Origin of the sequence: Aeromonas sp. QDB31, assembly GCF_027707605.1 — a bacterium.
Classification (GTDB): Bacteria; Pseudomonadota; Gammaproteobacteria; order Enterobacterales; family Aeromonadaceae; genus Aeromonas; species Aeromonas media.
Genome location: NZ_JAPCIX010000002.1, coordinates 24,501 through 37,307, shown reverse-complemented (window position 1 = coordinate 37,307; position 12,807 = coordinate 24,501). Strand labels below are relative to the sequence as shown.

12 protein-coding genes are annotated in these 12,807 nt (G+C 62.1%); all 12 read right to left on the bottom strand.

Features of this window, described 5'->3' with window-relative positions; translation table 11 throughout:
* Positions 1 to 76 precede the first annotated feature (76 nt).
* The 12 genes from der to fdx all read right to left on the bottom strand — a co-directional run bounded on the left by der (position 77) and on the right by fdx (position 12,807).
* Positions 77 to 1,573 carry a ribosome biogenesis GTPase Der gene (der, locus tag PG898_RS02165; protein ID WP_041205938.1) on the bottom strand — a complete coding sequence of 499 codons (1,497 nt, stop codon included), beginning with the start codon at positions 1,571 to 1,573 and terminating at the stop codon, positions 77 to 79.
* Between the two features lie 74 nt (positions 1,574 to 1,647).
* Positions 1,648 to 2,832 carry an outer membrane protein assembly factor BamB gene (bamB, locus tag PG898_RS02160; RefSeq protein ID WP_270823430.1) on the bottom strand — a complete coding sequence of 395 codons (1,185 nt, stop codon included), beginning with the start codon at positions 2,830 to 2,832 and terminating at the stop codon, positions 1,648 to 1,650.
* Positions 2,825 to 3,475: a YfgM family protein gene (locus tag PG898_RS02155; RefSeq protein WP_270823429.1), complete on the bottom strand. Its 651-nt coding sequence runs from the start codon at positions 3,473 to 3,475 to the stop codon at positions 2,825 to 2,827. Before PG898_RS02155 ends, bamB begins: the two co-directional genes overlap by 8 nt.
* A gap of 3 nt (positions 3,476 to 3,478) precedes the next feature.
* On the bottom strand, positions 3,479 to 4,756 hold the full coding sequence (gene hisS / locus PG898_RS02150; RefSeq protein WP_043131699.1) for a histidine--tRNA ligase: 1,278 nt from the start codon (positions 4,754 to 4,756) through the stop codon (positions 3,479 to 3,481).
* A 139-nt stretch (positions 4,757 to 4,895) separates the two neighbouring features.
* Positions 4,896 to 6,011 (bottom strand): flavodoxin-dependent (E)-4-hydroxy-3-methylbut-2-enyl-diphosphate synthase, encoded by a 1,116-nt coding sequence (gene ispG / locus PG898_RS02145; protein ID WP_042650459.1) that lies wholly within the window; start codon positions 6,009 to 6,011, stop codon positions 4,896 to 4,898.
* Positions 6,012 to 6,021: 10 nt separating this feature from the next.
* Positions 6,022 to 6,951, bottom strand: coding sequence for a RodZ domain-containing protein (locus PG898_RS02140; RefSeq protein WP_042650458.1), 930 nt, complete (start codon positions 6,949 to 6,951; stop codon positions 6,022 to 6,024).
* On the bottom strand, positions 6,941 to 7,732 hold the full coding sequence (gene tapF, locus PG898_RS02135; RefSeq protein ID WP_082030168.1) for a PilW family type IVa pilus biogenesis/stability lipoprotein TapF: 792 nt from the start codon (positions 7,730 to 7,732) through the stop codon (positions 6,941 to 6,943). Before tapF ends, PG898_RS02140 begins: the two co-directional genes overlap by 11 nt.
* Positions 7,733 to 7,744: 12 nt before the next feature.
* Positions 7,745 to 8,848: a bifunctional tRNA (adenosine(37)-C2)-methyltransferase TrmG/ribosomal RNA large subunit methyltransferase RlmN gene (locus tag PG898_RS02130; protein ID WP_041205947.1), complete on the bottom strand. Its 1,104-nt coding sequence runs from the start codon at positions 8,846 to 8,848 to the stop codon at positions 7,745 to 7,747.
* Positions 8,849 to 9,016: 168 nt separating this feature from the next.
* A complete protein-coding gene (gene ndk / locus PG898_RS02125) occupies positions 9,017 to 9,445 on the bottom strand; it encodes a nucleoside-diphosphate kinase (RefSeq protein ID WP_005324280.1) in 429 nt (142 codons plus the stop codon).
* Positions 9,446 to 9,715: 270 nt separating this feature from the next.
* On the bottom strand, positions 9,716 to 11,008 hold the full coding sequence (gene pepB / locus PG898_RS02120) for an aminopeptidase PepB (protein WP_042650456.1): 1,293 nt from the start codon (positions 11,006 to 11,008) through the stop codon (positions 9,716 to 9,718).
* The gene (gene pepB / locus PG898_RS02115; RefSeq protein WP_042650455.1) at positions 11,005 to 12,309 is read right to left on the bottom strand and encodes an aminopeptidase PepB; all 1,305 of its coding nucleotides are present in this window, start codon (positions 12,307 to 12,309) and stop codon (positions 11,005 to 11,007) included. The genes pepB (PG898_RS02120) and pepB (PG898_RS02115) overlap by 4 nt, the downstream gene beginning before the upstream one ends.
* A 159-nt stretch (positions 12,310 to 12,468) precedes the next feature.
* Positions 12,469 to 12,807, bottom strand: coding sequence for an ISC system 2Fe-2S type ferredoxin (gene fdx / locus PG898_RS02110; protein ID WP_005324284.1), 339 nt, complete (start codon positions 12,805 to 12,807; stop codon positions 12,469 to 12,471).

Here is a 12,807-nt window from a genome sequence, read left to right as displayed (position 1 = left end):
TCTCAGGCATGAGCGCTGGGCTCACCTCTCATCTTGCAGATAAAAAAACGGCTGCCACCGGGGCAGCCGTCAGGGCTTATTTCTTGCTCTTGTTCTTCGCCTTGAGCAGGCGATCCCGTTGCCGCTCCTGGCTCAGGGTCAGGGTGTTCTTCTTGCCCTCGAACGGGTTGACCGATTCCTGGAACTCGACCCTGATCGGGGTCCCCATGATCTTCAGGGACTTGCGGAAGTAGTTGATGAGATACCGCTTGTAGGAGTCCGGCAAGTCGTTCAGCTGGTTGCCGTGGATCACGATACGCGGCGGGTTGTAGCCACCGGCGTGGGCATACTTGAGCTTGACGCGGCGACCATTCACCATCGGCGGCTGGTGGTCTTCCTGCGCCATCTGCATGATGCGGGTCAGCATGGCGGTACTGGTACGACGGGTGGCGGACTGGTAAGCCTCATTGATGGACTCGAACAGATGGCCGACACCGCTACCGTGCAGGGCGGAGATGAAGTGGACGCGGGCGAAATCGATGAAGCCCAGACGACGGTCCAGCTCGTTCTTGACGTCCTCTTTCACCTTCTGATCCAGACCGTCCCACTTGTTCACCACCAGCACCACGGAGCGGCCGCTGTGGAGGACGAAGCCAAGGATGCTCAAGTCCTGATCCGTGATGGTCTCGCGCGCGTCGATCACCAGCAGGCAGACGTTGGCATCTTCAATCGCCTTGAGCGTCTTGATGACGGAGAACTTCTCCACCGTCTCGTGCACCTTGCCACGACGGCGCACGCCGGCGGTGTCGATGACCACGTACTTCTGCTCGTCACGCTCCATGGGGATGTAGACGGAGTCGCGGGTGGTGCCCGGCATGTCATAGACGATGACCCGGTCTTCACCCAGCATGCGGTTGGTCAGGGTCGACTTGCCGACGTTGGGGCGACCGACGATGGCGAACTTGATGGGCAGGTCGGCAAACGGGGTCTCCTTGGTGTCTTCCCGGGTATCGAGATCACCGGCGGCCACCATGCGCAGCAGGGCTTCTTCGTCGAAGTCCTCCTCTTCCTGCGTCTCTTCTTCGGCGGCCTCGACCAGGGTCTCAAGGTGGGGAGCCAGCGCCAGCTCCAGCAGGCTCAACACGCCACGGCCGTGGGCGGCGGCGATCTGGTAGACCTCCCCCAGCGCCAGACCGTAGAACTCGGAGACCGCGGAGTCACCGTCGATGCCATCGGTCTTGTTGGCGACCAGGAACACCTTCTTGTGGGTCTTGCGCAGGTGCTCGGCGATGGCCTGATCCGCGGCGGTCAAACCGGCACGGGCATCCACCATGAACAGCACCACATCGGCCTCCTCGATGGCCAACAGGGACTGCTCGGCCATCTTCAGCTCGATCCCCTCCTCGGTGCCATCGATACCGCCGGTATCGACCACGATAAATTCCAGCTCGCCCAACTTCGCCTGGCCGTATTTGCGGTCCCGGGTCAGGCCGGGGAAATCGGCAACCAGGGCATCCCGGGTACGGGTCAGGCGGTTAAACAGGGTGGATTTCCCCACGTTGGGGCGGCCCACCAGGGCTACTACAGGAGTCATAAAAGCCTCATTCTCAAGACGACAAAGGCTCCGGGTCCGAAGACCAGGAGCCGGATATTCAGATTGACGGGCGATCAGGGACGCTTGATTGCGTACAACTTGCCGCCACGGCTCTGCACATACAGGGTGTCACCGTCCACCAGGGGCGCGGCATAGAGACCACTGCTGTCGAGCTGCTGCATGGCCTTGATGGACCCGTCGGTACGATCCAGCCAATACAGGTAGCCTTCCACATCACCGACCACCACATAGTCACCCAGGACGACGGGGGCGGTCACGGTGCGGTTTTCCAGCTGGGTGTTGGACCACAGCTCAAGACCATTGCGCCTGTCGACCGCAAACAGGTGGCTGCGGTTGTCGGTCAGCACGATGGCATTGCCGGTCACAGCCATGTCGCGGTAGCCGGAATACTTGCGCTTCCACACCTCGTCACCGGTCATCAGCTTGCGGGCCATCAGCTGGCCATTGTAGGCGATGGCGTAGAGCTCATCACCGGCAATCAGCGGGCTGGCGTCCACGTCGACCATGCGGTCCAGCTCGGTGGCGCCGCGCGGGTCAGCCACCTTGGACTGGCGCACCGGCTGGCCGTTGCTCAGCAGGGCGATGCCCACCTTGCCATCGGCACGGCCATAGAGCACGGCGCCGTTGGTGATGACCGGGGTCCCGGCACTGCGCAGGGTCAGGGGCGGCTGCTCTTCGGACAGGGTCCACTGCAACTTGCCCTCATCGGTGTCGAGCGCCACCAGACGACCCGAGGTGGTCAGCACCACCACGCGACCATCTTCGACGGCGGGGCTCGCCACCACTTCACCGGGGACCGTGGTCTGCCACAGCACTTCCCCGTTCGCTTCGTTCAGGGCGTAGACCACCCCGTTCTCGGAGCCGAGGAACAACTTGCCATAACGGGAGACCAGACCGCCGGAGAGACGGGCGCTGCGTTTGTCGGCGTTGATGGGCAGGTCCGCCAGATCCACGCTCCACAGGGTCTCACCACTGCTGCGATCGAAGGCGGTCACGTCGCCATCACGGGCGGCGGCATAGATGTGATCCTCTTCCACCACGGGTTGCAACTGGGAGTAGAAATCACCGATGCCATCGCCGACGGAGGAAGACCAGGCCGTGTCGGCCGTGAAGGCGGACTCGACCACGGGCAGGGGGGCCATCGGGGTCAGGTCTTCCTCGGAACTGAACAGGGAGCAGCCCTGCAGGGCCAGGGAAACTGCCACCCCCAGCGCCATTTTCTTGTACAGATTACGCATCCGGAGCCTCACCCGCTGTCACCGCTGGCAGCGCCAGATCGTCCATCTTCAGCTTGAGCTCGGCGCTGCTCTGCAGGCCGCCGGCATCGGCCGCGACCTGATAGGCATCGCGCGCCTCTTCGGGCTTGCCCTGACCCAGCAGCACATCACCACGCACTTCCGCCACCTGGGCCTTGAAGGCATCGTTGTTGATCTTGCCAAGCTGGGCCAGCGCTTCGTCGGCCTTGCCCTGATCCTTGAGCACCCGGGCCAGGCGCAGGGCGGCGATGGGCTTGATGCTCTCGTCGCCATTCGCGGCCACCTGGGTCAGCTGCTCGGCAGCCAGATCCAGCTTGCCCGCCTTGACCGCAGCCGCGGCAAGTTGCAGGGCAGCCAGCTCCGCATAGGCGTCGCCCTGATGGGCGCTGATGAAGTTCTTGGCCTGCTCAAGGGCAGCATCGTCACCCTTGGCGAGCTGGGCTGTCATGGCGTTGTAAGCCTGGGAGGCGGCTTCCTGGTTGGTCTGCTGCAGCTCGTTGTAGTAACGCCAGCCAAAGAGGCCGACCAGACCGATCACGGTCCCCGCGAGTACCGAGGTGCCGTTCTCTTTCCACCAGCTCTTGATGACCTCAACCTGTTGTTCTTCAGTGGTATACACTTCCACAGCTTACTCTCCTTTAGCTGCCAGCAGGGCGATGGCGGCATCGACCGAGACGGTCTGTTGCTCGGCCTGGCCACGCAGATATTTGATGGTGATCTCCCCGCTTTGCACCTCGGTCTCGCCGAGGATCAGGGCAATGGCCGCGCCGCTCTTGTCGGCACGCTTGAGTTGTTTCTTGAAGTTGCCGCCACCGCAGTGGCTCATCAGACGCAAGTCCGGCAGGGCATCGCGCAGCCGCTCGGCAAGCTGGAAACCAGCCTGTTCCGTCCCCTCGCCCACCATGGCCAGATAGACATCCACCGCCGGGCGGATATCGGCGTTGAGTTCGAGAGTTTCGAGCATCAGCACCAGACGCTCCATGCCCATGGCAAAGCCCACGGCCGGGGTCGCCTGACCGCCGAGCTGCTCCACCAGGCCGTCGTAACGACCACCGGCACAGACGGTGCCCTGGGCACCCAAGCTGTTGGTCACCCACTCGAACACGGTGAGGTTGTAGTAGTCGAGGCCGCGCACCAGACGCTCATTCACCTCGTATTGGATACCGGCGGACTCGAGCAAGCGCTTGAGCCCCTCGAAGTGGGCTAGGCTCTCTTCGCCCAGGTGATCGAACAGACGGGGCGCACCCACCAGGATGGCTTGCACTTTTTCGTCCTTGGAGTCGAGCACCCGCAGCGGGTTGCTGTACATGCGGCGCTGGCTCTCTTCGTCCAGCTCGCTCTTGTACTGCTCCAAGTAGGCGACCAGGGCATCGCGGTAGGCGGCGCGCTCTTCACTCTGACCGAGCGTGTTGAGCTGCAGGGTGACATGATCGCTGATGCCGAACAGGCGCCACAGACGGTGGGTCAGCATGATCAGCTCAGCATCGATGTCCGGCCCGTTGATACCAAACAGCTCGACTCCGAACTGGTGGAACTGGCGATAACGGCCCTTCTGGGGACGCTCGTGACGGAACATGGGGCCCATGTACCACATCCGGCGTTCCTGGTTGTAGAGCAGGCCGTGCTCGATACCGGCACGGACGCAGCTGGCGGTCCCTTCCGGGCGCAGGCTCAGGCTGTCGCCGTTACGGTCTTCAAAGGTGTACATCTCTTTTTCGACCACGTCGGTCACTTCACCGATGGCGCGCTTGAACAGATGGGTCTGCTCGACGATGGGCATGCGCACTTCGCTGTAGCCGTAGCTGGCGACGACCTGGCGCAGGATCTGTTCCACTTTCTGCCATACCGGGCTCTGCTCCGGCAGGCAATCATTCATACCGCGAATAGCTTGGATCTGTTTTGCCACGTTGATACTCGAGAAAAAGAGGTAAAATTTGGCCGCATTATAGGGATTTTCGGCCCCGAGGTAAAATCAGGGTGCCCGGATGCGGGATGTAAAATCAACAACCTAAAGCCGGGGCCACCCCAGGTGGCCCCTTCATGGTTCAACCTTTGTCCACCTGGATCTGGTTGGCGGGATCCAGCATGGCCGCCCGGGCGCGGATGCGGCGCTCCAGCACGGGGATGAGATCCTTGTTGTCGAGCCTGTCGACCCGCTGGCCCCCTTCATAGAAGGCACTCTTGTTGGCAGCACCGGCAAGGCCGAGATCCGAGACCAGGGCCTCGCCCGGACCGTTGACCACGCAGCCGATGATGGAGACGTCCATCGGGGTGATGATGTCCTCGAGCCGCTCTTCCAAGGCGTTCACCGTCCCTATCACATCGAACTCCTGACGGGAGCAGGAGGGACAGGCGATGAAGTTGATGCCGCGGGAGCGGATGCGCAGAGACTTGAGAATGTCGAAGCCCACCTTCACCTCTTCCACCGGATCGGCGGCCAGGGAGATGCGGATGGTGTCGCCTATACCATCGGCCAGCAGCATGCCGAGCCCGATGGCGGATTTCACCGCGCCGGCACGGAATCCGCCCGCCTCGGTGATCCCCAGGTGCAGCGGCTGGTCGATCTGCTTGGCCAGCAGGCGATAGGCACCGACCGCCAGGAAGACGTCGGAGGCCTTGACGCTCACCTTGAAGTTCTCAAAGTTGAGGCGATCCAGGTAATCCACGTGGCGCATGGCCGACTCGAGCAGGGCTTCCGGGGTCGGTTCGCCATACTTTTCCTGGATGTCACGTTCCAGAGAGCCGCCGTTAACGCCGATGCGGATCGGAATGTTGTAATGGCGGGCACAGTCGACCACGGCGCGCACCCGCTCTTCGTTGCCGATGTTGCCCGGGTTGATGCGCAGGCAGTCAGCACCGTACTCGGCCACTTTCAGAGCGATACGGTAGTCGAAGTGGATGTCGGCGACGATGGGAATGCGGGTCTGCTGCTTGATGAGCCGGAAGGCTTCCGCCGCTTCCATGGTGGGCACCGAGACCCGGACTATGTCAGCACCGACCCGCTCGATCCGCTGGATCTGCTCGACGGTGGCGGCAACATCGGTAGTCTTGGTGTTGGTCATGGTTTGCACCGTGATGGGGGCATTGCCCCCAACCGGCACGTTGCCGACCATGATCTGCCTGGATTGACGACGAATAATGGGGGATTCGTGAGCGGACATGGCGGACAGATTACTCCTGCGGCAGTGAGAAGCGAGCAGTCCGGCCGTTGTTGTAACGGCTCATGTCGAAGGACTTGCCCTGGTATTCGAGATTGACCGCCATGGGCGCGCCAATGATGAATCTGAGTGGCTCGGGTCCTTCCAGCACAAGCTCGTCGTTCGCCTTCTTCAGACCGCTGAACAGGGTCTTGCCGTTGGCATCCTTGACATCCAGCCAGCAGTCGGCGGTGAAGCTCATCTTGAGCTGGGGCGCCTTGCCAGGTTCGGTGGCGACCGTCTCTGCCGGCGCCAGGGTCGCCTCTGCTGCCGAGGCCTCGGTAGACAGGGCGGCGCTGGTCGCGGCAACGACATCCGGTGCTGTGGCGGCGGCGTCACTCACCGCAGGCTCAGTCGCCACGGCATCGGAGGCCACGGGCAACACGGGGTCGGCCACGTCCACCGTAGGCGTCACGTTGGCGACCGACGCGGTCGGGTCCGTGCCCATCTCGCTCGCCGCAAGGGCTTCATCCCCGGCGGAGCGACGTGCTGTACTCTGCCACCACCAGGCGATGGAGAGCGCAATCAGTACCAGGATCACCAGCCAGGTCACCACCTTGAGCCGACTGTCGTTGGCTTGCTGGCGGGAGCGGCGGGAGAAGCTCTGCATGTCGATGTTATCGGGCGGCGTCAGCCCCAGCTTGTCGTAGGCCGCGAGTATGGTTTCCTCGGGAATGCCGACCAGCTTGGCATAAGTACGCAGATAGCCCCGAATGAAGGTATGGGACGTGTGCTTGTCGTAGGTATCCGATTCGATAGCGGCGATCAGGGTCAGACGAAGGTGAATGCGGGACGCAACCTGCTCTCGTGTCCAGCCGAGCTGTTCACGGGCGTTGCGCAGCAGCTGGCCTGGGCCAACTGCCTGGGAGTCGTCTTGGAAATCGTGTGGCTGTTCAGTAGTCATTGGCTAAGTAACGCTTGGCTTGTTGCGAAGTGGGATATTGCCTTACCAGCTCAGTCCCGAATTGGTGAAGTAATGCCGGTTTGTCCATGGCCTGGGCAAGCCTCAGCCGGAGCCAGAGGCTCTCCTCGTTCTCGTCTGCCACGTCGGCGAAACGCGCGAGGTAAGACTGCACATCAGGCAGCTTGCCATCTTTCATGGAAAGCTCGGCCATGTCCAGCAATAACCTTGGATTGCGGGGATTATACCCCAAGGCCAGACGATAGTACTCGTTGGCCTTGTCATTTCTGTGATTTTGCATCGAGCAGAGCGCCGCATTCTCGTAGGTATCGGCGATCTTGATGTAATCCGGCTGGCTGACCGCCTGCAGGAATGCCTTCTCCGCCTCGTCGAAGCGCCCACGGTTGCACAGGAAGGCACCGTAGTTGTTCATCGCGTCAGCGTTGGTCGGATCCATGGCCAGTGCCTTCTTGTAATTCTCTTCGGCCGCCTTGAAATCGGATACCTGCTGGTAGAAATAGGCGAAGCCGATATACACCTGAGGGTTGCTGGGGTCGTACTGGAGGGCCCGATCGAGGTTGAACTTGGCCTGTTCGGCATTGCCCTGACGCAGATATTGAATACCCAGATCGAGGCGGGTCTGGGCAGCCGCCTTGAAGTCGGGACCCACTTCACGCTGGGTAGAATTCTGGCCAGCGTAAGTGGTCTCGGTGACACAGCCAGGCAGCGCGCAGAGCGCTGCCACTACGATCAATGTACGGATATCCATTTCCTGTCTATACAATGGCTTAGCGAGTTAAACCATTTTGACGGAAATCCCATCCTGTTGCATCCGATTTTTCATGGTGCGCTTGGTGCGGTCGATCACCTCCCCCACCAGCTGGCCACAGGCCGCATCGATGTCATCCCCGCGGGTCTTGCGGACGATGACGGTCATACCGTATTCCATCAGCACCTTGGAGAAGCGGTCGATGCGACTGTTGCTCGGCTTGCCAAACGGATTGCCCGGGAAGGGGTTGAAGGGGATCAGGTTGACCTTGCAAGGGGTATCTTTGAGTACCTGCGCCAGCTCGTGGGCATGCTGCATGTCGTCATTGATATGATCGAGCAGCACATATTCCACCGTCACCCGGCCGCCATTGGCGTTGGACTTGGCCAGATAGCGGCGCACCCCCGCCAGGAAGGCCTCGATGTTGTACTTGTCGTTGATCGGCATGATCTCGGAGCGCAGCTTGTCATTCGGTGCATGCAACGAGATGGCCAGCGCCACGTCGATCTGGTCGCCCAGCATGTCCAGCGCCGGCACCACGCCGGAGGTGGAGAGGGTGACGCGGCGCTTGGAGATACCAAAACCAAAGTCATCCATCATCAGGCTCATGGCCGGCACCACGTTGGCGAGATTCAGCAGCGGCTCGCCCATGCCCATCATCACCACGTTGGTGATGGGGCGCTTGCCGCCCACCACCTTGGCGGCACGCCAGACCTGGCCGATGATCTCGGAGACCTTCAGGTTGCGGTTGAAACCTTGCTGGGCGGTGGAGCAGAAGGTGCACGCCAGGGCGCAGCCGACCTGGGAGGAGACACAGAGGGTCGCCCGATCCGCCTCCGGGATGTAGACGGTCTCGACTTCCTGATCCCCGACCTGCAGGGCCCACTTGATGGTGCCATCCGCGGAGCGTTGTTCACGGCTGATCTCGGGGGCTCGGATCTCGGCAATGGCCTTGAGACGCTCACGCAACGCCTTGTTGACGTTGCTCATCTGATCGAAGTCATCACAACCGGAGTGGTAGATCCACTTCATTATCTGATCTGCCCGGAACGGCTTCTCGCCCAGCTCGACGAAGAAGGCACGCATGGCATCCCGATCGAGATCCAGCAGGTTGGTTTTTGTTTCGCTCATCAAGGGCCTCAGCTCACACACTTCATAAATTATCGGCTGACCTACGTCAGGGGGCGGCATTGTACAAATAATGGGTCTGCCTTTCCACCTGGAGAATAAGAGGATATTGACCGAATGACCAAAAAACAAAAGGGAGCCGAGGCTCCCTTGATGATCTTCTGACGAAAATCAGCCGCGTGGGCAGATCTCGGCGTCGGAGAAGAAGTAGGCGATTTCACGGGCGGCAGAGGCCGGGGCATCGGAACCGTGCACGGCGTTGCGATCGATGCTCTCGGCATAGCAGGAGCGCAGGGTGCCGGCCAGGGCCTCTTTCGGGTTGGTGGCGCCCATGATTTCGCGATGACGGCGAATGGCGTCTTCCCCTTCGAGCACCTGTACCATGACGGGGCCAGAGGTCATGAAAGCAACCAGTCCATCATAGAAAGGCTTGCCCTGGTGTTCGGCGTAGAAACCGGCGGCCTGCTCGCTGCTCAGGTGCAGCATCTTGGCGGCGACCACTTTCAGGCCGGCGCTCTCGAAGCGGCTGTAGATGGCACCGATCAGGTTCTTGCTGACCGCGTCCGGCTTGACGATAGAGAAGGTACGTTCGATAGCCATTGAGTTCTTTCCTTAACTACAGAGTTTTATTGTAGGAATCCATGTTCGGCGGCGATTATACGTAAACAAAAACCGAAATAACACACAAAATAGCAACTTTTTATTAAACAAAAAATTCCTTGAAACAACATGGTGACTCATCTTGTGCCATGGCACTGAGAAAAAATGTGCGCTTGTGCACGATAGTCACGCTAACCCGCTAAAACCCTATCTATTGCTCATATAACCAGCACCGTTGAAAAGGGCACCCCGAGGTGCCCTTTCGCCTTGTCATGCCCCTCGGCGCGTCTCCGCCAGCAGGGTATGGGCGATGGTGCGCATCCCCAGGGTGTTGGCCCCGGGGGCCCAGAGGTTGTCACCGTTCTCGCTGAAACAGGCGGCCAGATCCACGTGCAGCCAGCCCCGCCCTTCATTGCCGACGAAGCGGGAGAGGAAACCCGCCGCGTTGGAGGCGCCGCCCGGGCCACCGCCCGGCACCGGACGGCTGTTGGCCGTATCGGCGTAGTGGGACGGGCACTGCTGGCGGTGCCAAGGTTCCAGCGGCAGCGGCCAGGCTGGCTCCTGCTCCGCATCCGAATAGGCCATAGCACGGCTCACCAATCCCTTGTCGAGGCCGAACAGGGCGTTGTAGCGCCCCCCCAGCGCCATCACGGCGGCCCCGGTCAGGGTGGCGGCGTCGATGATGAGCGGTGCGCCGGACTCCCCGGCGAGCTGCAGACCGTCGGCCAGCACCAGGCGCCCCTCGGCGTCGGTGTTGACGATCTCGACCGTGGTGCCGTTCTTGTAGGTGAGGATATCACCCAGCTTGTAGGCGTGACCGGAGACCAGGTTCTCGGCGCAGCAGAGAATGAGCTTCACCCGCTTGTCGAGGCCGCGCAGTATGGCCAGCGCCAGGGCGCCGGTGACGATGGCCGCCCCCCCCATGTCATGCTTCATGGTGAGCATGCCCTGGGAGGTTTTCATGGAGTAGCCGCCGGAGTCGAAGGTGATGCCCTTGCCTACCAGGGCCGCCGCCACGGGGGCGTTGCGATCCCCGGTGGGGTTGTAGTCCAGCTCCAGCATCACGGGTTCGCGATCGCTGCCGCGGCCAACCTGATAGAGACCGACCCAACCCGCCTGCTGCAAGGCTTCACCCTTGAGGATGCGATGGCTGATCCTGTCCGGTGCCAGCTCGGTGATGAAAGCTGCCGCCTCCACCGCCAGCTCCAGCGGCCCCAGCTGTTCCGGGGTGGCATTGGTCATCTCGCGCACCCAGCGCCCGCACAGCCAGCGCGCCTCCAGCTCCTCCCTGTCCTCTTCGGACGAGGTCGCCCACTGCAGCTCCACCTCGGCCTTGGGGGTCTGCAGCCCCTGGGCGAAGGCCCACTGCTGCTCGCGCTCCCAGTGACCGCACAGGGCGACCGTCTGGATCCCCTGACCGCAGAGACGGCGGGCCGCCTGCTGGATGTCCAGCAAGGGGGACGCCGTCACCAGGTGGATCACCATGCCATCGGCACGGTGGGAGAGCAGCGCCCCCTCACCCCACTCGGCTGGTGCAAATTCACGACTTAACCAGACATTCATGCAGTCACCTCCTGCAGCCAGCGTGCGATGGTGCGCAGACCGTGACCCTTGGCACCGGTCGCCCAGAGATCGTTGCCCGATTTTTGATAAGAGGCGGCGAGATCCAGGTGCACCCAGCCCTTGCCCTCGTCACGCACGAAGCGCGACAAGAACGCGGCGGCCGTGGTGGCCCCGGCGGTGCCTTCGGCGGAGGCGACGTTACCCAGCTCGGCGAAGGCCGAGGTGAGCTGCCCCACATGCCAGGGTTCCAGCGGCAGCGGCCAGGCCTTCTCCTGCTCGGCTTTCGCGGCGGCCAGAGCGCGCTGTTGCTCGCACTCGTCCAGGGCAAACACGGCATTGTAGTCGCGGCCCAGCGCGGTCTTGGCGGCGCCGGTCAGGGTGGCGGCATCGAGAATGTGGGCGGCGCCGCTGTCGGAGGCTGCCAGCAGGCCATCGGCCAGCACCAGGCGCCCTTCCGCATCGGTGTTCTGGATCTCCACCGAGATGCCGTTCTTGTAGGTGAGGATGTCACCGAGCTTGAAGGCGTGGCCGGAGACCAGGTTCTCGGCGCAGCAGAGAATGAGCTTCACCCGCTTGTCCAGACCGCGGCTGATGGCGAGCGCCAGGGCGCCGGTCACCATGGCGGCTCCACCCATGTCGGACTTCATCGGCAGCATGTTGTCAGAGGACTTCATGGAGTAGCCACCGGAGTCGAAGGTGATGCCCTTGCCCACCAGAGCCGCCACCACGGGGGCGTTGCGATCCCCGGTCGGGTTGTAGTCCAGCTCCAGCAGCACGGGCTCGCGCTCGCTGCCGCGGCCCACCGACCAGATCCCGATATGGCCGGCCTCGCGCAGAGCTTCGCCTGCGGTGATGCGGGCGGTGACCTGATCGCCACCCAGGCCGCGGATCAGCAGCAGGGCGGACTCCGCCAGGCTCATGGGGTAGATCTCTTCCGGGCAACCGTTGGTCACCTCGCGCACCCAGCGGGTAGCCTTGACCAGCGCCTCCAGCTCAAGGGCATCCGCTGCGCTCTGCTCGCCGAAGTCCAGTTCACGCTGCCCCTTGGCGGCATAGAAGCCCTGGGCGAAGGCGTAACGGCGCTCCAGATCCCAACCCTCACCGACCAGGCTCACCCGCTTGATGCCGCTCGATTCGAGTCGGCGAGCCGCACGCTGAACGGTGCGCAGGATATCCTGCTGCAAGACGGTGGAACCCAGGTGGATCAGGGTCTCCTCACCGCTGAAACTGAGCAGGGCGCCTTCACCCCAGTGGGCGGCAGCAGCCTGGGCGGATAACAGTACCTTCATCATGTCAGCCATTTTCTCTTGCTTCCTTTTCTTCTTGGCACGATTCATTAACAACGCGGGGTAACGGAGACAAAAAAGGCCGTTCCCCCGAGGGGTACGGCCTTCACCATATCATCACTGCACCATGAGATGCTGCACGCGCAATTCACTCATGTGTAATTAGCGGGTCAATCAATGACGCTCGGAGGCGAGGTTGATGGTGTACTTGGGCAGCTCCACCACCAGATCCTCATCCGCCAGACGGGCCTGGCAACTCAGGCGGGATTCCGGCTCCAGTCCCCATGCCTTGTCCAGCATGTCGTCTTCCAGCTCATCACTCGGCTCGAGGGAGTCAAAACCCTCCCGCACCACGCAGTGGCAAGTGGTACAGGCACAAGACTTCTCGCAGGCATGCTCGATCTCGATGCCGTTGCGCAGGGCGATGTCCAGTATGGTCTCACCGGTCGCGCCCTCGAGGGCTGCGCCGTCCGGACAGAGTTCGGGGTGAGGCAGAATGATCAGTTTTGGCAT

Coding starts and splice junctions, on each gene's coding strand:
- der (WP_041205938.1), bottom strand. CDS start 1,573: ATGACTCCTGTAGTAGCCCTGGTGGGCCGCCCCAACGTGGGGAAATCC.
- bamB (WP_270823430.1), bottom strand. CDS start 2,832: ATGCGTAATCTGTACAAGAAAATGGCGCTGGGGGTGGCAGTTTCCCTG.
- ispG (WP_042650459.1), bottom strand. CDS start 6,011: ATGTCCGCTCACGAATCCCCCATTATTCGTCGTCAATCCAGGCAGATC.
- PG898_RS02140 (WP_042650458.1), bottom strand. CDS start 6,951: ATGACTACTGAACAGCCACACGATTTCCAAGACGACTCCCAGGCAGTT.
- PG898_RS02130 (WP_041205947.1), bottom strand. CDS start 8,848: ATGAGCGAAACAAAAACCAACCTGCTGGATCTCGATCGGGATGCCATG.
- ndk (WP_005324280.1), bottom strand. CDS start 9,445: ATGGCTATCGAACGTACCTTCTCTATCGTCAAGCCGGACGCGGTCAGC.
- pepB (WP_042650456.1), bottom strand. CDS start 11,008: ATGAATGTCTGGTTAAGTCGTGAATTTGCACCAGCCGAGTGGGGTGAG.
- pepB (WP_042650455.1), bottom strand. CDS start 12,309: ATGGCTGACATGATGAAGGTACTGTTATCCGCCCAGGCTGCTGCCGCC.
- fdx (WP_005324284.1), bottom strand. CDS start 12,807: ATGCCAAAACTGATCATTCTGCCTCACCCCGAACTCTGTCCGGACGGC.